This is a genomic window from Rhizobium sullae (assembly GCF_025200715.1).
GTDB lineage: Bacteria > Pseudomonadota > Alphaproteobacteria > Rhizobiales > Rhizobiaceae > Rhizobium > Rhizobium sullae.
Window position 1 is genome coordinate 533,407 of sequence record NZ_CP104143.1, and the last position, 19,108, is coordinate 552,514.

22 protein-coding genes are annotated in these 19,108 nt (G+C 60.8%); 16 read left to right on the plus strand and 6 right to left on the minus strand.

What is annotated here, in order from left to right:
* Positions 1-5: 5 nt before the first annotated feature.
* Positions 6-1,052: a polysaccharide deacetylase family protein gene (locus tag N2599_RS02610; RefSeq protein ID WP_027507724.1), complete on the minus strand. Its 1,047-nt coding sequence runs from the start codon at positions 1,050-1,052 to the stop codon at positions 6-8.
* Positions 1,053-1,272: 220 nt separating this feature from the next.
* Between N2599_RS02610 and N2599_RS02615 the strand changes: the two genes are divergently transcribed.
* Together N2599_RS02615 and N2599_RS02620 are read left to right on the plus strand one after the other, a co-directional pair.
* On the plus strand, positions 1,273-2,541 hold the full coding sequence (locus N2599_RS02615; protein WP_027507723.1) for a D-alanyl-D-alanine carboxypeptidase family protein: 1,269 nt from the start codon (positions 1,273-1,275) through the stop codon (positions 2,539-2,541).
* Between the two features lie 74 nt (positions 2,542-2,615).
* Positions 2,616-2,915, plus strand: a complete 300-nt coding sequence (locus N2599_RS02620) for a nucleoside triphosphate pyrophosphohydrolase family protein (RefSeq protein ID WP_027507722.1) — start codon at positions 2,616-2,618, stop codon at positions 2,913-2,915.
* Here the strand turns inward: N2599_RS02620 and N2599_RS02625 are convergent.
* The 4 genes from N2599_RS02625 to N2599_RS02640 all read right to left on the minus strand — a co-directional run bounded on the left by N2599_RS02625 (position 2,912) and on the right by N2599_RS02640 (position 6,221).
* The gene (locus N2599_RS02625; RefSeq protein ID WP_100772545.1) at positions 2,912-3,478 is read right to left on the minus strand and encodes a DUF2442 domain-containing protein; all 567 of its coding nucleotides are present in this window, start codon (positions 3,476-3,478) and stop codon (positions 2,912-2,914) included. The genes N2599_RS02620 and N2599_RS02625 overlap by 4 nt on opposite strands.
* An 89-nt stretch (positions 3,479-3,567) precedes the next feature.
* Positions 3,568-4,059 (minus strand): GNAT family N-acetyltransferase, encoded by a 492-nt coding sequence (locus tag N2599_RS02630; protein ID WP_027507720.1) that lies wholly within the window; start codon positions 4,057-4,059, stop codon positions 3,568-3,570.
* Positions 4,060-4,075: 16 nt separating this feature from the next.
* Positions 4,076-5,491, minus strand: coding sequence for a metalloprotease TldD (gene tldD, locus N2599_RS02635; RefSeq protein ID WP_027507719.1), 1,416 nt, complete (start codon positions 5,489-5,491; stop codon positions 4,076-4,078).
* 76 nt (positions 5,492-5,567) lie between these two features.
* Positions 5,568-6,221 carry an invasion associated locus B family protein gene (locus tag N2599_RS02640; RefSeq protein ID WP_027507718.1) on the minus strand — a complete coding sequence of 218 codons (654 nt, stop codon included), beginning with the start codon at positions 6,219-6,221 and terminating at the stop codon, positions 5,568-5,570.
* Positions 6,222-6,541: 320 nt separating this feature from the next.
* On the opposite strand from N2599_RS02640, the gene coxB reads away from it, so the two are divergent.
* From coxB to N2599_RS02670, 6 genes are all read left to right on the plus strand, one after another.
* Positions 6,542-7,429 (plus strand): cytochrome c oxidase subunit II, encoded by an 888-nt coding sequence (gene coxB / locus N2599_RS02645; protein ID WP_037140679.1) that lies wholly within the window; start codon positions 6,542-6,544, stop codon positions 7,427-7,429.
* 18 nt (positions 7,430-7,447) lie between these two features.
* Positions 7,448-9,145, plus strand: coding sequence for a cytochrome c oxidase subunit I (ctaD, locus tag N2599_RS02650; protein ID WP_027507716.1), 1,698 nt, complete (start codon positions 7,448-7,450; stop codon positions 9,143-9,145).
* Positions 9,146-9,211: 66 nt separating this feature from the next.
* Positions 9,212-10,168: a heme o synthase gene (locus N2599_RS02655; RefSeq protein WP_027507715.1), complete on the plus strand. Its 957-nt coding sequence runs from the start codon at positions 9,212-9,214 to the stop codon at positions 10,166-10,168.
* On the plus strand, positions 10,168-10,305 hold the full coding sequence (locus N2599_RS02660; RefSeq protein WP_027507714.1) for a cytochrome c oxidase system small membrane protein: 138 nt from the start codon (positions 10,168-10,170) through the stop codon (positions 10,303-10,305). The genes N2599_RS02655 and N2599_RS02660 overlap by 1 nt, the downstream gene beginning before the upstream one ends.
* A gap of 4 nt (positions 10,306-10,309) precedes the next feature.
* Positions 10,310-10,918, plus strand: a complete 609-nt coding sequence (locus tag N2599_RS02665) for a cytochrome c oxidase assembly protein (RefSeq protein ID WP_027507713.1) — start codon at positions 10,310-10,312, stop codon at positions 10,916-10,918.
* A gap of 60 nt (positions 10,919-10,978) precedes the next feature.
* Complete coding sequence (locus N2599_RS02670; protein WP_027507712.1) at positions 10,979-11,854, plus strand: cytochrome c oxidase subunit 3; 876 nt, start codon at positions 10,979-10,981, stop codon at positions 11,852-11,854.
* A 59-nt stretch (positions 11,855-11,913) separates the two neighbouring features.
* Here the strand turns inward: N2599_RS02670 and N2599_RS02675 are convergent, their stop codons facing one another.
* A complete protein-coding gene (locus N2599_RS02675) occupies positions 11,914-12,555 on the minus strand; it encodes a chloramphenicol phosphotransferase CPT family protein (RefSeq protein ID WP_027507711.1) in 642 nt (213 codons plus the stop codon).
* Between the two features lie 126 nt (positions 12,556-12,681).
* Between N2599_RS02675 and N2599_RS02680 the strand changes: the two genes are divergently transcribed.
* From N2599_RS02680 to N2599_RS02715, 8 genes are all read left to right on the plus strand, one after another.
* The gene (locus N2599_RS02680) at positions 12,682-13,065 is read left to right on the plus strand and encodes a DUF983 domain-containing protein (RefSeq protein WP_027507710.1); all 384 of its coding nucleotides are present in this window, start codon (positions 12,682-12,684) and stop codon (positions 13,063-13,065) included.
* On the plus strand, positions 13,058-13,810 hold the full coding sequence (locus tag N2599_RS02685) for an SURF1 family protein (RefSeq protein ID WP_027507709.1): 753 nt from the start codon (positions 13,058-13,060) through the stop codon (positions 13,808-13,810). The genes N2599_RS02680 and N2599_RS02685 overlap by 8 nt, the downstream gene beginning before the upstream one ends.
* Positions 13,811-14,040: 230 nt before the next feature.
* Entirely contained in the window at positions 14,041-15,045 is a 1,005-nt protein-coding gene (gene ispH / locus N2599_RS02690; protein ID WP_027507708.1) for a 4-hydroxy-3-methylbut-2-enyl diphosphate reductase, read from the plus strand.
* 63 nt (positions 15,046-15,108) lie between these two features.
* Entirely contained in the window at positions 15,109-16,074 is a 966-nt protein-coding gene (locus tag N2599_RS02695) for a homoserine kinase (RefSeq protein ID WP_027507707.1), read from the plus strand.
* Positions 16,071-16,511, plus strand: a complete 441-nt coding sequence (gene rnhA / locus N2599_RS02700) for a ribonuclease HI (RefSeq protein ID WP_027507706.1) — start codon at positions 16,071-16,073, stop codon at positions 16,509-16,511. The genes N2599_RS02695 and rnhA overlap by 4 nt, the downstream gene beginning before the upstream one ends.
* Positions 16,512-16,533: 22 nt before the next feature.
* On the plus strand, positions 16,534-17,337 hold the full coding sequence (locus N2599_RS02705) for an endonuclease/exonuclease/phosphatase family protein (protein WP_027507705.1): 804 nt from the start codon (positions 16,534-16,536) through the stop codon (positions 17,335-17,337).
* A 169-nt stretch (positions 17,338-17,506) separates the two neighbouring features.
* A complete protein-coding gene (locus N2599_RS02710) occupies positions 17,507-18,253 on the plus strand; it encodes a GntR family transcriptional regulator (RefSeq protein ID WP_084606365.1) in 747 nt (248 codons plus the stop codon).
* 4 nt (positions 18,254-18,257) lie between these two features.
* Complete coding sequence (locus N2599_RS02715; protein WP_027507825.1) at positions 18,258-19,043, plus strand: transporter substrate-binding domain-containing protein; 786 nt, start codon at positions 18,258-18,260, stop codon at positions 19,041-19,043.
* The last annotated feature ends 65 nt before the right edge of the window (positions 19,044-19,108 follow it).

Here is a 19,108-nt window from a genome sequence, read left to right on the forward strand (position 1 = left end):
CGGGCTTATCGGCCCATCAGCTTCAGCGGGATGCCGGAGGCGAGCGCCGAGACGTAACGCGGCCTCTGGTAAAACCCGTTGAGCGAGAGCCGCGGCAGATAGGCCGTGCCGCCGGGCAGGTCCGGACGCATGATGCCCGGCCGTGTCGTCACCGCGACCTTGAACCCGAGTTCGGCCGCGATTTTCGCCTCGCGATAGGTTGCGGCCTCGGGCGTGCCATAAGGGAAGGCGAACGCTTCTGGCCGTTTGCCGGTGATCGCCTCTACGTGATCGGCAGAAAGCGCCATATCCTCCCGCGCTTGGGATTCTGGAAGCCGCGCAAGCGCGCGATGGCTGACCGTATGGGCGCCGATGGAGGCGAGGGGGCTTGCGTCGAGAAGATTGAGTTCCGCCGCACCCATCACGAGATCGTCGACGAGTTCGGCCGGATCGACCTCACGGTGACGGGCGAGCGCATCGATCTTCGCAACCGTTGAGGCCTCGTCGGTGCGGTGGACATGCGCTGCAAATCGCGAGAATGCCGCATGCTGATCGGCCAGTGTGCCAAGCGTGATCGTCTCTTCGCCTGCGCCGAAATCGAAACGGACTTGTTCCGCCTTCCGCAGGATGGCGGCAAGCGTCTCCCACCAGATCGTGTGGGTGCGCTCCGTGAGGCCCTTTGTCACGAATACCGTAAAGGGCGCCTCGTGCTTCTCGAAGATCGGATAGGCGTGAACGAGGTTGTTGCGGTAGCCGTCGTCCAGCGTAAACGCTGCAAAGGGCTGGTCGCCGGCCGGTCCGGAAAGCAATGCCGGAATCTCGTCCAACGCGACGAACCTGTAACCGTCATGGGCAAGCCGCGTCAGCGCCACATCGAGAAACTCGGGGGTGATTTCCAGGTGTCTGTTCGGCTCGAAGGCATGCGGCTCGTGCGGCCTGACATGATGCAGGGTAAAGATCGCGCCGCGTCCGCGCGCGTTGCGCATCAGCCGGAGAGCCGCGACAAGATGAGCGGCCTCGAGCCCGCCGGTGATGGCGATCCGTTTCGCGCGATTTTTCCACAGCCTGTGCATACCGCCTCCCTGAAGACGGGCGAGCCTATCAATTATGGTGTTAAGCGTTGTTGAACGTTGCATTTCCGAGTGAAATCTTTACGTTCCGTTCACCAGGAGCAAAGAAAACTCAAAAAATTGGTGTCCGTTGCCTCAAAGTCGCGCCAGATTAGCGGCTTCTGTCGCAGAACGGGACACACATCTGACTTCGCCGGTGCGGCATTTTGATTGAGGGGATTTCATGAAAAGGTTGGTGGCCGCATTTTTAGCCGTGACGTTTGCGGTTTCGGCACCCCTCGCGGCGATCGCCGGCAACGCCTCCCTCATCCTTGATGCCCGAACGGGCAAGGTTCTCGCTTCAGAGAACGGCGATGTCCTGAACCATCCGGCCTCGCTCACCAAGATGATGACGCTCTACCTCACCTTCGAGGCATTGAAGCGCGGTAAGATCACCTGGGATACGCCGATCGTCATGTCGAAATACGCGGCCAGCCGCCCGCCGACCAAGCTCGGCGTGAAGGCGGGCGGAACGATTACCATTCGCGAAGCCGTCTATGGCATGATCGTCAAGTCCGCGAATGATGCCGCGGCCGCAGTCGGCGAAAAGCTCGCGGGCTCCGAAAGCAACTTCGCCCGTATCATGACGCAGAAGGCCCGTCAGCTCGGCATGAACCGCACCGCCTTCTATAACGCCTCCGGTCTGCCGGATGCGCGGCAGGTGACAACGGCCCGCGACATGTCGACGCTCGGCGTTGCGCTGCTCAAGCACTATCCGAGCGAATACCGTCTCTTCTCGATGACGGCCTTCACCTTCCGCGGCAAGACCATTCGCGGCCATAACAACCTGATGGTTCGCTACCAGGGCATGGACGGCATCAAGACGGGCTACACCAATGCCTCCGGCTTTAATCTCGTGAGCGCCGTGCGCGACGGCAACCGCCGCGTCGTCGGCGTCGTCCTCGGCGGTCGCACGGCCCGCAGCCGCGACGCTCAGATGGAAGCCCTTCTCGACAAGTATCTCGGCCGCGCCTCCAGCGGTGGCAGGCTGCTTGCAAGCGCCGGCGCGAAGCAACCCGTCGAGATTGCATCCGCCGCCGCCGGTACGGACGTCTCGCTTCCGGGCGTCACGACGAAGAGCGAAGTCGAAGCCGGCAATGTTCCCTTCGCGCTCGGTTATTCCGACACTGCAGCCGTTCCCCTGGAGCGTCCGGCAGCACTTGAGGAAATGGTCAACGCCGGCAAGCCGCAGCAGTCGGCCCAAGGCTGGCAGATCCAGATTTCCGCCGCTCCGAGCGCCGATGCCGCCCGTGCCCTGCTTGCCCAGGCAAAGTCCGAAGGCGGTGCGGCACTGAAGTCCGCAACTCCCTATACCGAAGCCTTCGGCACTGGCGCCAACGCCATCTACCGCGCCCGCTTCGTCGGTTTCGCCACCGAAAAGGCCGCCACCACCGCCTGCGAAGCCCTCAAAAAGCGCTCCTACGACTGCGTGCTGCTCGCCAATCAAGGCTAAGCTCCGAACGCCATTCGCTGGACAATCCGGACGAATCGGCATTCTCCTGTTTTGGATACAAAAGGAGAACACCGATGCTTGCCGATCTCGCCGAAAAATTCGAATCCTCTTCCCGCCGTTACGCCGAAGTGAATGGCATTGAACGGGATCCGGACTGGTATCTCCTGAAGCTGCAGGAAGAAATGGGCGAACTCACCCAGGCCTGGAACCGCGTGAGCGGCAGAGGGCGCTCGAAAGGCAAGACGCCGGACGAACTGAAGCAAGACCTCGCCGACGAAACGGCCGACATGCTCGGCCACATCCTGCTCTTTGCCCGCCGCAACCACATCGATCTCGATCCGGCGATCGAACGGAAGTGGCGCTTCAGGCTCTAACTTGCGGCTTTCCGCGGACGCCCGCCTTTGGAACCGTTTACCCGGGCAGCTTCGGATTTCGCGACAGATTTCGTCTGCCCGGCGCGCCGCGCCATGTAAGCCTGTGTGCCAAATATTCCGGCAAACAGTCCGGGAACAGAGATGTCGACATCCAATGCCTTCCAATAGAGGCCATAGCCTACCCTGAGGACTTCGACGTCGGTCAATTCTTCGTCGCTGGCGGCACCAAGGCTCTGTACAGGCTGAGGCGGGAAGGCGAAAGTGCAGCCGTTTGCAAGGTCGACGATCAATCGCCCGGCATGGCCCTCGTATCGCGCGGACACGGCGCGGTGTTCGTTTTCGCGATTGCGCTTGCCACGTTCCAAAGCTTCATCGATTTGGGCATCCGTAAGCCCATTCATGGATCTTCCTCCATCGTGCAAGGAATCGTCCTGCCAGTCGCCGGTGATCGTCATGGCACGGCGAATATCGTTGCGTTTCATTCCATCGGCCCACATCAGTTCCGGGTGGCCATCCGCGCTCAGGAGATTGATCGTCGCTTCGCCATCGCCGAACACATGCACGTGCGCCGGCTCGTGGTCGTCGATAAAGATGACGAACCGAAGCCCGGTCTGAGCGATAGATTGTCACCATGCTTGAAAAAGAAGCGAACCTAACCCACAGCCCGCCGATAGAACTTGTTGTCCACGGCCATCAGCGGGAAGGAGCGGGGGAGGTCGCCGCGCTTAATCTCGGTGAATCCGTTTTTCTCGTAGAAGCGATGCGCGGCCAGGAACCTATCGGTCGTGCCGAGGAAGATGTCTCGGATGCCGTGCGCTTTGGCATGGGCAAGGAGCGTGTCGAGCAGCTTTGCGGCAACGCCATGCCCGGGGCCGCGCACGGGTGCGGCGACGAACATCTTGCGGAGCGCTGCCCGGTTGTTGCCGATGTCCTTGAGGCCGACTGTGCCGACGATGACGCCGTCAAGCTCCGCGACCCAGAACTGGCCTTTGCCGGACTGGTAGAAATCCGGGATGACCTGCAGGTCCGGCTGGTCGTCAGCGGTGATCGCGAAGCCGAATTCGTCACGCTGGATCGGCAGAATGACCGAAAACACGGCATCGATATCAGGGGCGGCGAAGGGTCTGATCTCGATCTCGCTCATCGCCACCTCCGGATCGTTAGGCCTTCGTGCCGCCGACGGTCACCTGGTCCATGCGCAGATGCGGCTGTCCGACGCCGACCGGAACCCATTGCCCGGCCTTGCCGCAATTGCCGATGCCGGTGTCGAGCTTCATGTCGTTGCCGATCATCGAGACGCGCTTCATGGCATCCGGGCCGTTGCCGATCAGCATCGCGCCCTTGATCGGTGCGCCGATCCTGCCGTTTTCGATCAGGTACGCTTCGGTGCAGCCGAAGACGAACTTGCCGGACGTGATGTCCACCTGGCCGCCGCCGAAGGAGACGGCATAGACGCCCTTTTTGACCGAGGCGATGATCTCTTCCGGCGTCTTGTCACCGCCGAGCATGTAGGTATTGGTCATGCGCGGCATCGGCACATGGGCATAGCCCTGGCGGCGCCCGTTGCCGGTCGGCTGCATGCCCATCAGCCGGGCGTTCTGCCGGTCCTGCATGTAGCCGACGAGCTTGCCATTCTCGATGAGTACATTGTAGCCGGACGGCGTACCCTCGTCGTCGATGGTGATCGAGCCGCGGCGGCTGTCGATCGTGCCGTCGTCGACGACGGTCACGCCTGGTGCGGCGACCATTTGGCCAAGCAGCCCGGCGAAGGCAGACGTTTTCTTGCGGTTGAAATCACCTTCGAGACCGTGGCCGACTGCTTCGTGCAGCATGACGCCTGGCCAGCCGGAGCCGAGCACGACATCCATCGTGCCCGCCGGGGCTTCGATCGCCTCGAGATTGACGAGCGCCTGGCGCAGCGCCTCGTCTGCGCCGTACCGCCAGCTTCCCTCGGCAATGAAATCGCCGAAGCCGACGCGCCCGCCGCTGCCATAGGAGCCCGACTCCTGCCGGTCGCCTTCGCCGACGATGACGGAGATGTTGATGCGCGTCATCGGGCGGATGTCGCGAACGCGATGGCCGTCGGCACGAAGGATATCGACAACCTGCCAGCTCGCAGCGACCGATGCCGTCACCTGGCGCACCTTGTCGTCCTTGCCGCGCAGATAGGCGTCGATATCGGTCAGCACCTTGACCTTCTCTTCGAAGGTCGGCGAGCCGATCGGGTTCTCGTCGCCATAGAATTTCTTGTTCGTGCGTTGGGGTGCGGCGGCATAGCTTCCGGAATAACCTTTCGTGACCGCGCCGACAGCCTCACCGGCGCGCTTCAGCGCCGCGACCGAAAGATCGCCCGCATGGGCGTAGCCGACGGCCTCGCCGGCAACCGCGCGAAGGCCGAAACCCTGCTCGGTGTTGAAGCTACCGCCCTTGAGGCGGCCGTTGTCGAACATCAGCGATTCCGCCTGCGCATGCTCGATGAACAGCTCGCCGTCATCGGAGCCGGAAAGCGCCTCGGCAACATGCTTGCGCATTGTCGCTTCGTCGGCGTCGAACAGCGTCAGCAGGTCGGTATTCATGATCATATTCTCCGCTTCGAAGCAGAAACGCTTCCAAGCCGATGTAGGTCCGCAGGGCTGTTCGAGCAAGCCCTTATCAGGGCAGGACGTCGTAGCCTTCGGCAAAGCCCTTGAGGTCGACGGGAATGCCGATGCCTTCTTCCGGTGTCTGGAAGACGATGAAAGTCGCGCTGGTGCCGCTGCGGAATGTCTTCAGCAGCTCGTCCTCGAGCACGACTTCGGCGTAGCAGCCGTCGGCAAAGCAGCGCACGAAATAGGCGCGGCCGATGTCCTTGCCGTCGACATTGAGGCCGAGGCCGTTCGGCAGCAGCACGCCGAGCGGCGCCAGAACGCGGAGGATCTTCGACTTGCGGTCGGCGGTCTTCAGCACGACGACCGAGAGGCCGACTTCCGGCCGGTCTTCGGCAATCACGTTCTGCATCAGCGCGCATTGCTCGGCCGAAGCGCCGGCCGGCTTGTCGCAGACGACGGACCAGGCGCCGTGGTTCGACTTCACGGTTCCGGGAGCCTGCGGCTGGCTTTGTCCGGGCGCTGCCTGCTGCGGCGGAGCCGGCCGGGCCGGTGCCGGTTGCTGGGCCGGTGCCGGTGCCGGTTGTTGCGCGGGCGGCTTCGGTGCAGGCTGCTGCTGGGCAAATACGGGGATTGTCGCCGCGGCTGCGATGCTGCTGGTCAGAATAAGCGACCGCGCGAGGGAACGGAAACCCATGGAAACCTCTGGAATTCGAATCAGTGCCGCTATTGTTGGAGGCCGCCATCGGAAATGAAAAGCCCCGCCCCGTCAAAACCGGGGGACTACGGCAGAAATAGGACCTTTCGCCGAGAATGTCGAAATGGCGTATTGGCCCCGGCCGGTCTTTTTCGTATGACCATGAAAATCTTCAGCAATGTTTTGCCCTGGCTGCGGAATTTGACTTTGGGCAAAAATGCCGCATAGACAATCGCTCTGGCCTGTTGCGGTAGATGGCAAACTGTGGTTTGAAGCGCTGAAGATGGCAAGGGTTCTGCGTTCGATTTGTGGCAGATCAAGCGCTCGAGGGAGATACTAAAGTGATGAAGAAGGCTTATGCAGCACTGACCGCGCTGGTCTGTCTGCTTTTTGCTTCCGGCAGTTTTGCCGATCAGCCGCTGCCGTGGCAGGCAACTCTGCAGCCGGCGGCGACGCCGATCATGCGGGAAATCCGCTGGTTCGAACAATATACGCTGTGGTTCATCGTTCCGATCACGCTTTTCGTTCTCGTGCTGCTGATCGTCGTGTGTTTCAAGTTCGGTGCCAGCGCAAATCCGGTGCCATCGAAGACGAGCCATAACACGATCATCGAAGTCATCTGGACCGTCGGGCCAGTTCTCATTCTCCTCTTCCTCGCTGTTCCGTCGTTCAACCTTTTGACGGCGCAGCTCACCCTGCCGGAAAACCCGGATGTCACGTTGAAGGCGACGGCCACCCAGTGGCAGTGGAATTATGAATACGCGGGCACGGGCGAGACGCCTCTCACTTTCGATTCCTATCTGCTCAAGGATCCGGATCGCGCGGCCGCCGGCAAGGTCGACCTCGCTACCTATCCGCGCCTGCTTGCCGTCGACAACGAAGTCGTGCTGCCGGTCAACAAGACGGTCCGTGTTCTCGTGACCGCCGCGCCGACCGACGTCATTCACGCCTTCGCCATGCCGTCCTTCGGCATCAAGATCGACGCCGTTCCCGGGCGTTTGAACGAAACCTGGTTCAAGACGGAGCGCGAAGGCCTGTTCTATGGCCAGTGTTCCGAGCTTTGCGGTAAGGACCATGCGTTCATGCCGATCGCGATCCGCGTCGTCTCCGAAGACAAGTACAAGCAGTGGCTGACGGCTGCCGCTTCTGATCTTCCCGGAGCCTACAAGGCTCTCATGGCTGCCACCGACGGTCAGGCAAAGACCGTCGACGTCGCCGAAAACGTTCAGTAATAGAAGGGGCTCGGGACAATGGCTGGACCTTCCGCTCACGATCACTCTCATGATCACTCGCATGACGCGAATGCGCATGACGATCATCACGACCACTCGCACAAGCCGAGCTTCGTCAACCGTTGGTTCTTCTCGACGAACCACAAGGACATCGGCACGCTCTACCTGATCTTCGCGATTGTCGCCGGCATCATCGGCGGCGCGCTCTCCGTTGCTATGCGCATGGAGTTGCAGGAGCCGGGCATCCAGATCTTCCACGGCCTGGCTTCCATGGTTTACGGCTACGAAGGCGATGCTGCTATCGACGGCGCCAAGCAGATGTTCAACATGTTCACGACCGCGCATGCGCTGATCATGATCTTCTTCATGGTCATGCCCGCAATGATCGGCGGTTTTGCCAACTGGATGGTGCCGATCATGATCGGCGCGCCGGATATGGCATTCCCGCGCCTGAATAACATCTCCTTCTGGCTGATCGTTCCGGCCTTCCTGCTGCTCGTCCTGTCGATGTTCGTCGAGGGACCGGCAGGCGCCTACGGCGCGGGCGGCGGCTGGACGATGTATCCGCCGCTTGCGACCTCCGGTACACCAGGCCCCGCGGTCGATCTGGCGATCTTCGCGTTGCATGTGGCCGGCGCTTCGTCGATCCTGGGTGCAATCAACTTCATCACCACGATCCTGAACATGCGCGCGCCGGGCATGACGCTGCACAAAATGCCGCTCTTTGCCTGGTCCGTCCTGATCACCGCCTTCCTGCTCTTGCTGTCGCTGCCGGTTCTGGCAGGCGGCATCACGATGCTGCTTACCGACCGTAACTTCGGCACGACCTTCTTTGCACCGGAAGGCGGCGGCGATCCGATCCTCTACCAGCATCTGTTCTGGTTCTTCGGTCACCCGGAAGTCTACATCCTGATCCTGCCGGGCTTCGGGATGGTCAGCCACATCATCTCGACTTTCTCGCGCAAGCCGGTCTTCGGCTACCTCGGCATGGCCTACGCCATGGTCGCGATCGGTGCCGTCGGCTTCGTCGTCTGGGCTCACCACATGTACACGGTCGGCCTGTCGCTCGATGCGCAGCGCTACTTCGTCTTCGCAACCATGGTCATCGCCGTTCCGACGGGCGTGAAGATCTTCTCCTGGATCGCGACGATGTGGGGCGGCTCGATCACCTTCAGCACGCCGATGATCTGGGCGATCGGCTTCATCTTTCTGTTCACGGTCGGTGGCGTTACCGGCGTCCAGCTGGCAAATGCCGGTCTCGACCGCTCGCTGCATGACACCTATTATGTCGTGGCTCACTTCCACTATGTTCTGTCGCTCGGCGCCGTCTTCGCCATCTTCGCCGGCTGGTACTACTGGTTCCCGAAGATGACCGGCTACATGTACAACGAGTTCGTCGGCAAGCTGCACTTCTGGATCATGTTCATCGGCGTTAACCTGGTGTTTTTCCCGCAGCACTTCCTCGGACTTGCCGGTATGCCGCGCCGCTACATCGACTATCCTGATGCATTTGCCGGCTGGAACTATGTTTCCTCGATCGGCTCCTACATCTCGGCTTTCGGCGTAGTGATCTTCCTCTTCGGCGTCTTCGAAGCCTTCGCCAGGAAGCGCCTCGCCGGCGACAATCCGTGGGGCGAAGGTGCCACGACGCTCGAATGGCAGCTGCCTTCGCCGCCGCCGTATCACCAGTGGGAACAGCTCCCGCGCATCAAGTAAGATGCTGATATTCCGGGCGCCGCTTGCAAATGCGGCGTCCGGCCTTGAAGAATGCAGGACGGAAGAATGAGGGTCATAAACAATCACGAGGTACTTGTGAACGACGGCGAACATCTCCTGTCGGAAGCCAGTGCGCGCGATTATTTCGAGCTTCTGAAGCCGCGCGTGATGTCACTCGTGGTCTTCACGGCTTTTGCCGGCCTGGTGCTGGCACCTGGCCACATCAATCCCGTCCTCGGCCTGATTTCGATCCTCTGCATAGCGATCGGCGCAGGCGCCTCGGGTGCGCTCAACATGTGGTATGATGCCGATATCGACGCCATCATGACCCGCACCGCCCGCCGGCCAATTCCGGCAGGACGCATCACGCCGAAGGAAGCACTGGCCTTCGGCCTGATCCTCTCCTGTTTTTCGGTGGTCATCCTCGGCCTTGCCGTCAACTGGCTCTCGGCCTCGATCCTCGCCTTCACGATCTTCTTCTACGTCGTCATCTACACGATGTGGCTGAAGCGCTTGACGCCGCAGAACATCGTCATCGGCGGTGCCGCCGGCGCCTTCCCGCCGATGATCGGCTGGGCCTGCGTGACGAATTCGGTGACGATCGAAAGCACCGTCCTGTTTCTCATCATCTTCCTCTGGACGCCGGCGCATTTCTGGGCGCTTGCCCTGTTCAAGATGCGCGATTATGAGGCCGTCGGTGTGCCGATGCTGCCGAACGTCTCCGGCGAGCGCGTTACCAAGCACCAGATCGTCGCCTATGCCGTATTGACGGCCATGTGCGGCGTGGTTCCGTCCTTCCTCGGCTTTGCGAGCGTCGGATACGGCCTCGTCGCAGCGGCGCTCGGCGCGGTCTTCATATACTGTTCCATCGCCGTCTGGCGTATGCCGGATGGCGATCTCAAGATGATCCCGGCGAAGAAGCTCTTTGCTTTCTCGATCTTTTATCTCTTCGCCATCTTTTCTGCCCTGTTGATAGACCGGCTCGCTTCCATGCTGGTCTCCCGTGCAGGAGGTTTGTTCTGATGGAAACCGTCAAGCTCACGGACGCGCAGCGCAAGTCGCGCCGCAACCGGAACGTCGCCCTCGGCCTCGCGCTTGCGGGCCTCTGCGTGCTCTTTTACGCCATCACCATCGTGAAGTTCACCGGGCACGGAGGTTGAACCGATGAGCGACACCGCAAACGCACCGAAGAAGCGGGGCCGCAACAACGGCGCCGTCGTGTTCATGTGCCTGAGCTTCGTTGTCGGCATGACGGCGATGAGCTATGCCGCGGTTCCGCTCTACCGCATCTTCTGCCAGATGACCGGCTATAACGGCACGACGCAGCGCGTCGAGCAGGCGTCAAGCGTCATCCTCGACCGGAAAATGCGCGTCACCTTCGACGCTAATGTGGCGTCGGGCCTGTACTGGGACTTCAAGCCGGTGCAGCGCGAGGTCAATCCGCGCATCGGCGAGACCATTCAGGTCAATTTCGTCGCGGAAAACAAGTCGAACGAGACGCAACGCGGACAGGCGGTCTTCAACGTGACGCCGGGCGAGGCGGGCGCCTATTTCAACAAGATCCAGTGCTTCTGCTTCAACGAAACGGACCTGAAGCCGGGCGAGAAGCTTGAAATGCCAGTGGTGTTCTATATCGATCCGGATATTACAAAGGCCGTCGAGTCGAAAGACATCCACACGATTACGCTGTCATATACGTTCTACCCGAAAGAGGGACCGAAGCCCGTGGCTTTGAACGAGGGTGGGGCGCAGAAGGTTGAAAAGAAACTTTGATTGAGGATCGTTTCCGGCTATGCCGGAGGCGAAGCGAAGGAAGACATCCGGGGATCTGACATGGCCGATGCGCATCAGAAAAATCACGACTACCACATCATCGACCCAAGCCCTTGGCCGATTCTGGCGTCGCTTGGCGCCTTTATCGTCACTTTCGGCGGCGTCGGCTATATGCGCTACCTGAATGGCGGTTCGCTGCATCTCTTCGGCATCGAATGGGCCCAGCCCTGGCTGTTCTACATCGGCCTCGCGCTGATCCTCTACGTCATGTACGGCTGGTGGTCCGATACGGTGAAGGAGGCCCATGAGGGCGCCCATACCCGCGTCGTCTCGCTGCACCTGCGCTACGGCATGATCATGTTCATCGCTTCGGAAGTGATGTTCTTCCTTGCCTGGTTCTGGGCCTATTTCGACGCGAGCCTCTTTGCGAACGAAGCGATCCAGGCGTCGCGCCTTGCATACACAGGTGGCCAGTGGCCGCCGAAAGGCGTCGAGGTTCTCGATCCTTGGCACCTGCCGATCTACAACACCGTAATCCTGCTTTTGTCCGGCACGACGGTCACCTGGGCGCACCATGCGCTCTTGCATAACGACCGCAAGGGGCTGGTGCAGGGTCTGACGCTCACCGTCCTTCTCGGCATCCTGTTCTCCAGCGTCCAGGGCTACGAATATGCTCACGCTCCGTTCGACTTCAAGAACTCGATCTACGGCGCGACCTTCTTCATGGCGACCGGCTTCCACGGTTTCCATGTGCTGATCGGTACGATTTTCCTGACAGTCTGCCTCATCCGCGCGATCCGCGGCGACTTTACGCCGAAGCAGCACTTCGGCTTCGAAGCGGCCGCCTGGTACTGGCACTTCGTTGACGTCGTCTGGCTGTTTCTGTTCTTCTCCATCTATGTCTGGGGCGGCTGGGGCGCACCTGTCGCCGGCTGACAAACGCAAAGAAAATCAAAAAAGGCGGGCGCCAACCGATGCCCGCCTTTTTCTATGGACTACCTTGCAGCAGCGATCCGCTCGAAGGCCGATGGCTCCGGAATGCCGAGATCGAGTTGCTGCCGGATCGCCTCGGCACATTCGTATGGCGTCAGCACCGACGTATCGACCTCGAGGTCGTAGATGCCCGGCCGGTGCACTTCTTCCTGCCAGCGCCGCACGGCATCCGGAACCGGAACCTCGTCGCTACCTCTTGCGTAAAGATGCTCGCGTCCCGGCTCATCGATGTCGCGGCGCTTCATGATGACGTCGAGCGGGCAGAGCACGCCGATGAAGAGAACCGAGAAGCCTTCAAGCCGCCGGGCGCAATCCGTAAGAATTCCGAGCGGCCGCGAATAGGCGTCGTGATGGCCGAGATCGGCGACGACATTGAGCCCAAGCCCGGCATGGATGGCTATGGATTCGTAGAGCGCCGCGTATAAGAACGGCACCAATTCTTCAAGGTCGGGTCGCTCGCCGCCGGGGCGAAGTCCGATGCCCGGCAGGTAGCGTGCCGGCGTCGCGGCATTGTAAACATCGACGCCGAGGTTCATCCACGGTCCTTCGAACTGTTGCTGAATGGTTCTCGCGATCGTCGTCTTGCCGCTGCGCGGCGCGCCGTTCAGGATCACGATCTGGCCGGCAGGGCTATCATTGCTCATCCGTTTTCTTCTTCTGTTGGCGCGAATCACTGAGGCGAAATCGCGCAGCTATTTCCATTCGTCCTGCGGATACTTTATGGGAGAGTTAAGGCACGACCGGAAATGACCCCGGCCGAAAGGAAGACGATGAGCGAAGACAGTGCACATTTCCCCCCAGTGGATCCCGTAAAGACCGGCGTGCGGGGCTGCTGCCCGCGCTGCGGACAGGGAAAATTGTTTGACGGCCTGCTCTCGCTGAAACCGCGCTGTGCTGCCTGCGGCCTCGATTATTCCTTTGCCGATTCGGGCGATGGCCCTGCCGTCTTCGTCATTCTCATCGTCGGCGTCATCGTCATCGGCTCTGTGCTCTGGCTGGAGGTGAACTATTCGCCGCCAATCTGGCTGCACATTCTGCTGTTCGCTCCGCTGACGATCATGCTTTCGCTGGTGGCGCTTCGTTGGTGCAAGGGAATCCTGATCGCCATGCAGTTCCGCCATAATGCCCGCGAAGGACGCATCTCCAGTGACTGACATTGAGATCGTCGCCGCACGCCGCAGCCTGCCGGTCTTCACCGGCATTGCCGTGCTGATCGCGCTCGCCATCCTCATTTCGCTCGGTACCTGGCAGGTGGAACGCCTGTATTGGAAGGAGAGCCTGATCGCCGACATCGCGGAACGCCGCGCATCGGCTCCGGTACCGCTCGCCGATATCGAGCGGATGCTCGCCTCGGGCGCGGATATCGAATATCGCCCCGTAACGGCAACCGGCCGCTATGTGAACGACAAGGAGCGTCATTTCTTCGCCACCTGGCGCGGCCGGACCGGCTATTACGTCTACACGCCGCTTGAGGTTGCCGGCGGACGTTATCTCTTCGTCAACCGCGGCTTCGTTCCTTTTGAAAACAAGGAGCCAGAAAAACGCATGCAGGGCCAACTGACCGGCGAGCAGACCGTCGCCGGCCTGGCGCGCAACAAGCTGCCCGGAAAGCCTTCCTGGGTGGTGCCGGAAAACGATGTGGCCAAGAACATCTTCTATTGGAAGGACCTCGACGTCATGGCGACAAGCACCGGCCTCGACAAGGCGAACGTCGTGCCGTTCTTCGTCGATGCCGATTCGACGCCCAACCCGAAGGGCCTGCCGATCGGCGGCGTCACCGAAGTCGACCTGCCGAACAACCACCTGCAATACGCCTTTACCTGGTATGGCTTGGCGGCGGTGCTGGTCGTGATCGTTGTGATCTCGTGGTTCCGCGGGCGCGGCAGGACTTCGCAATAGTATCGCTTCAATTCTTTTCTATATTGGGCTAGAGGTCGCTCAAGTCGTAAACGTGGGACTGTCTCTTCCGTGGTGCTGCACGAAGCTCAATTTTCCCTCATTCCTGTGCTTGTCACAGGAATCCGGCCACGGCGCGTCTGCACCGTGAATGAGTCTTTCGCGCCCAAGGACTTGGGCGCACTGGATTCCTGTGACAAGCACAGGAATGAGGGCAGCCTTAAAGGAACGACATGAACATCGCAGCGAAACCTCCTTTGACGATCAGGCTTTGCGGTCCGCGCGGCTTCTGCGCCGGCGTCGACCGCGCCATCCAGATCGTCGTGCTGGCGCTGAAATCCTACGGCGCGCCGGTCTATGTCCGCCACGAGATCGTGCACAACCGCTACGTCGTCGAGGGACTGGAAGCGAAGGGTGCGGTCTTCGTCGAGGAACTCGACGAGATCCCGAAAGAGCACCGCGCCCAGCCGGTCGTCTTTTCTGCGCACGGCGTTCCGAAGTCCGTTCCGGAAGACGCGAACGCGCGGAATCTTTTCTATCTTGATGCCACCTGTCCGCTGGTTTCCAAGGTCCACAAGCAGGCGATGCGGCATAACCGTCTCGGACGCCATGTCGTGTTGATCGGCCATGCCGGTCATCCGGAAGTCATCGGCACGATGGGTCAGCTTCCCGAAGGTTCCGTCTCGCTGATCGAAACCGTCGAAGATGCCGATGCGTATCAGCCCGCCGATCCCGACAATCTGGGCTACGTCACCCAGACGACGCTGTCGGTCGATGACACGGCCGGCGTGATTGCGCGACTGGAGCAGCGTTTCCCGAACCTGACCGCACCGGCGGCCGATTCGATCTGCTATGCCACGACCAATCGTCAGGAAGTCGTCAAGCAGGCCGCACCCGGCTGCGACCTCTTCATCATCGTCGGCGCGCCAAATTCGTCCAACTCCAAGCGCCTCGTCGAAGTCGCGCTGAGGTCGGGGGCAAAGAAATCGATCCTCGTGCAGCGCGCTGCTGAACTCAATTGGAACGAGATCGGCCCGATTTCGACGCTCGGCCTTTCTGCCGGCGCTTCGGCACCGGAAGTGATCGTCAACGAGATCATCGAGGCCTTCCGGTCGCGCTTTAGTGCCAAGGTCGAGCTTGCGGAGACCGTGCAGGAAAACGAGCATTTCCTCGTGAACCGGGAACTGCGTAATATCGAGCTGACGACGGCCGACATGGCCTTTGTGAACGGGGATTAGAGGGGGTGTCGCATACTCCGAGCCCAAACCGCCGTAGAACAAAATTTAATGTGAGAGTCCGCCTTGGCCGTCTATACCGATATTTCAGAAGATGATTTGAAGTGGTTTTTGACGGAGTATGACGCCGGCACTCTGCTTTCCTACAAGGGGATCGCGGAAGGCGTCGAGAACTCCAACTTCCTGCTGCACACTACCAAAAAGCCGCTGATCCTGACGCTTTATGAAAAGCGTGTCGAAAAATCCGACCTACCGTTCTTCCTCGGCCTGATGCAGCATCTTGCCGCCCGCGGCGTATCGTGCCCGCTGCCGCTGCCGCGCAGGGACGGCACGCTGCTCGGCACGCTTTCGGATCGTCCCGCGGCGCTGATATCCTTCCTCGAAGGCATGTGGCTGAGAAAGCCCGAAGCAAAACATTGCCGCGAAGTCGGCAAGGCCCTGGCACAGATGCATCTTGCCGGCGAAAGTTTCGAGCTGAAGCGGCCGAACGCGCTGTCTCTGGAGGGTTGGAAGCTGCTCTGGGACAAATCTGAGGCGCGCGCCGACGAGGTCGAAAAGGGCTTGTCCGCCGAAATTCGCGGGGAGATCGATTTCCTGTCGGCCCGCTGGCCGAAGGATCTTCCGGCGGGCATCATTCACGCCGATCTCTTTCCTGACAACGTCTTCTTCCTTGGCGACGAACTATCCGGCCTGATCGATTTCTATTTCGCCTGCAACGATCTGCTCGCTTACGACGTCTCGATCATCGTGAACGCCTGGTGCTTTGAAAAGGACGGCGCCTATAACATCAGCAAGGGCACTGCCATGCTGGAAGGTTATCAGAGCATCCGCCCTCTCAGCGCTGCAGAGCTCGCGGCACTTCCCGTGCTCGCCCGCGGCTCCGCGCTTCGCTTCTTCCTGACCCGCCTTTATGACTGGCTGACGACGCCGGAGGGCGCGATGGTCACCAAGAAGGATCCGCTCGAATATCTGCGCAAGCTGCGCTTCCACCGGCAAGTCGCATCGGCGGCCGAATACGGGCTTTCGGCATGAAGCACGTCGATATTTTTACCGACGGCGCTTGCTCGGGCAATCCCGGTCCCGGCGGATGGGGCGCGATCCTGCGTTACGGCGACATCGAAAAGGAACTTTCCGGCGGCGAGGCGGAAACGACCAACAACCGCATGGAGCTGATGGCCGCGATCTCGGCGCTTTCGGCGCTGAAGACGCCCTGCGAGGTCGATCTCTATACAGACAGCGCCTACGTCAAGGACGGTATTTCCAAGTGGATTTTCGGCTGGAAGAAAAATGGCTGGAAGACCGCGGACAAGAAGCCGGTGAAGAATGCCGAGCTGTGGCAGGCGCTGGAGGAAGCGCGCAACAAGCACAAGGTGACGCTCCACTGGGTCAAGGGCCATGCCGGCCATCTGGAAAACGAGCGTGCCGACGAACTGGCGCGCATGGCCATGGCGCCCTTCAAGAAACGGTAGGGCGAAATCCGGGGAGGCGACATTGCGCATCATTTCGCTGAATGCTTGGGGCGGCAAGCTGCATCAGCCGCTGATCGACTATCTCGGAACCATCGAGGCGGACGTGCTCTGCCTGCAGGAGGTCACCCGCTCAGTCACTGTCAAGAGCGACTGGCTGGAATATCGCGACGGCAGCCACATCCTGCCCCAGCGCGCCAACCTCCTCGAGGAGATCAAGGCGGTTCTTCCGGAGCATGACGTCTTCTTCGCGCCGACGGCGAAAGGCGAGCTCTTCGATGGCGGGAGCAGCGTGCCTTCGGAGTTTGGGCTGGCGACGTTCGTGCGCAGGTCGGTTGCGGTTATCGGCCATGCCATGGATTTCGTGCATGGCGATTTCTTTGCAGACAGCTATGGTCCGCATCCGCGCGCCCGCAACGCTCATGCCATCCGCCTGTTCGACTATAAGGCCAGCCATCCGGTGACAATCGCCCAACTGCATGGCCTGCGTGACCTGGCCGGCAAGGGCGATACGCCCGCGCGCCGGGGACAGGCCGATGCACTCGTCAGTTTGATCCGGCAGATCTGGCGTAAGGGCGAGCGCCTCGTCGTCTGCGGCGACTTCAACGTGCTACCCGGAAGCGTCATGTTCGATGCGCTCGGCGGGCTCGGCCTCACCGATCTCGTCACCTCCCGCGGCTTCACGGATACGAGGACATCGCACTACGCGAAAGACGGGCGCTTTGCGGACTACATGCTGGTGACGCCTGACGTTGCGGTTGCGAGATTCGATGTGGTCGCGGAACCGGAAGTGTCGGATCATCGGCCCCTCCTGCTGGAGATCGGCTAGCCGCCTATCTTTTCACGCCTTGCCGTTGATAGCGGCGCTCCCAAATTATTCAGGGCACAAAACTGCTTAAATAGTCATCACTGCTGCCACTTTCTTCTGCGGCGGGCAGGCAAACCCTTGTAGATGAAGCATTTCTGAAATTGGCATATCGCTTGCTTACCCGTCTTGTATGCAAGATAGCCATACAGCTGAGACCGCGCAGAACACCATCGAAGAGGCCATCATTTCGGGCATTCTTTCCGCCCGGATCAGACCCGGTACGCGGCTGAGCGAGAACCAGCTTGCAGCCGTGTTCGGCGTTTCGCGAACCCGCGTGCGCGAGGCGATGATGCGGCTGGAAACGCGCGGCATCGTCACTGTAAGCCCGCGCCGGGGCTGGTTCGTCGTCGAGCCGTCCGCCGAGGAGGCGATGACCGTCTACCAGGCGAGGCGCGTCATCGAATCCGGCCTGCTGCGCGGCATGCGGGCGCTGACGGACGAGGGCCGCAAGGTTCTCACCGCGCACCTCGACGAGGAAAAGGCTGCGATGGCCGTTGGGGATCGCCAGCGTCTCACCTGCCTCATGGGCGATTTCCATATCTGCATTGCCGAACTCGGCGGCAACCCGATCCTTGTCGACATCCTGCGCGATCTCACTGCCCGCACGATCCTCATTTCGATGCTCTATCAGTCGGAATTTCATGCAGTGCAATCCCATGAGGGGCACTGCCGCATCTTCGAGGCCATGGCAGCCGGCGATTTCGTCAGGGCCGCCGAGCTCTCCGTCGAACATCTGGACGAGGTGGAAACGGGCCTGGACCTCACGACGCGTCCGGACCCTCTCTCGGAACTGCGCAGTTCCCTGTCCCTTCCTCCCAGGACCGTGCCTTCCCAATCATCCGGCATACGAAAAACCGCAACTTCAAAGGAGAAATGAACACATGCTGACGAGAAGAACATTCTTTGCAATCGCAACGCTCGCGGCCGCCGTCGGCTTCGGCTCCGCATCCCACGCCGATGCGCTGGCCGACATCACCGCGCGCGGTACGCTGCGTGTCGCCGTCCCGCAGGATTTCCCGCCTTTCGGCAGCGTCGGTACTGACATGGCGCCGATGGGCTATGACATCGACATGGCCAATCTGATTGCCGAAAAGCTCGGCGTCAAAACCGAACTAGTGCCAGTCACAAGTGCCAACCGCATTCCATACCTGCAGACGAACAAGGTCGATCTGGTTATTTCCAGCCTCGGCAAGAATCCGGACCGCGAAAAGGTGATCGATTTCTCGACCGCCTATGCGCCCTTCTTCAACGGCGTATTCGCGCCAGGCGATCTTTCCGTCGCCAAGGTGGAAGATCTGGCCGGCAAGACGGTCGGTGTCACCCGCGGCGCCGTCGAAGACCTCGAGCTGACGAAGATTGCGTCTGCCGATGTCACGATCAAGCGCTACGAGGACAACAACGGCACGATCTCCGCCTTCCTCTCCGGCCAGGTCGAGGCTGTTGCGACCGGCAATGTCGTTGCCGCCGCCATCCTTGCCAAGAACCCGCCGAAGCGTCCCGAACTGAAGTTCCTCATTAAGAACTCGCCCTGCTATATCGGCCTCAGCAAGGAACAGCCTGCGCTTCTCGAAAAGGTGAACAGCATCATCGCCGCCGCCAAGACCGACGGTTCGCTGAACGCCATTGCCCAGAAGTGGCTCGGCACCGATCTCCCGAAAGACCTCTAAAAGCCGGTCCAGCATGGTCACCCCGCCGCCGCGGGGTGACTACTCGCCGTCGGTATTCAAAGAGG

Excerpts from the sequence above, each read along its gene's own strand:
- rnhA (WP_027507706.1), top strand. The coding sequence starts at position 16,071 with ATGAAGCACGTCGATATTTTTACCGACGGCGCTTGCTCGGGCAATCCC.
- N2599_RS02665 (WP_027507713.1), top strand. The coding sequence starts at position 10,310 with ATGAGCGACACCGCAAACGCACCGAAGAAGCGGGGCCGCAACAACGGC.
- N2599_RS02610 (WP_027507724.1), bottom strand. The coding sequence starts at position 1,052 with ATGCACAGGCTGTGGAAAAATCGCGCGAAACGGATCGCCATCACCGGC.
- N2599_RS02620 (WP_027507722.1), top strand. The coding sequence starts at position 2,616 with ATGCTTGCCGATCTCGCCGAAAAATTCGAATCCTCTTCCCGCCGTTAC.
- N2599_RS02630 (WP_027507720.1), bottom strand. The coding sequence starts at position 4,059 with ATGAGCGAGATCGAGATCAGACCCTTCGCCGCCCCTGATATCGATGCC.
- N2599_RS02615 (WP_027507723.1), top strand. The coding sequence starts at position 1,273 with ATGAAAAGGTTGGTGGCCGCATTTTTAGCCGTGACGTTTGCGGTTTCG.
- N2599_RS02680 (WP_027507710.1), top strand. The coding sequence starts at position 12,682 with ATGAGCGAAGACAGTGCACATTTCCCCCCAGTGGATCCCGTAAAGACC.
- N2599_RS02675 (WP_027507711.1), bottom strand. The coding sequence starts at position 12,555 with ATGAGCAATGATAGCCCTGCCGGCCAGATCGTGATCCTGAACGGCGCG.
- ctaD (WP_027507716.1), top strand. The coding sequence starts at position 7,448 with ATGGCTGGACCTTCCGCTCACGATCACTCTCATGATCACTCGCATGAC.
- N2599_RS02715 (WP_027507825.1), top strand. The coding sequence starts at position 18,258 with ATGCTGACGAGAAGAACATTCTTTGCAATCGCAACGCTCGCGGCCGCC.
- ispH (WP_027507708.1), top strand. The coding sequence starts at position 14,041 with ATGAACATCGCAGCGAAACCTCCTTTGACGATCAGGCTTTGCGGTCCG.
- tldD (WP_027507719.1), bottom strand. The coding sequence starts at position 5,491 with ATGAATACCGACCTGCTGACGCTGTTCGACGCCGACGAAGCGACAATG.
- N2599_RS02710 (WP_084606365.1), top strand. The coding sequence starts at position 17,507 with ATGCAAGATAGCCATACAGCTGAGACCGCGCAGAACACCATCGAAGAG.
- N2599_RS02670 (WP_027507712.1), top strand. The coding sequence starts at position 10,979 with ATGGCCGATGCGCATCAGAAAAATCACGACTACCACATCATCGACCCA.
- N2599_RS02655 (WP_027507715.1), top strand. The coding sequence starts at position 9,212 with ATGAGGGTCATAAACAATCACGAGGTACTTGTGAACGACGGCGAACAT.
- coxB (WP_037140679.1), top strand. The coding sequence starts at position 6,542 with ATGAAGAAGGCTTATGCAGCACTGACCGCGCTGGTCTGTCTGCTTTTT.
- N2599_RS02660 (WP_027507714.1), top strand. The coding sequence starts at position 10,168 with ATGGAAACCGTCAAGCTCACGGACGCGCAGCGCAAGTCGCGCCGCAAC.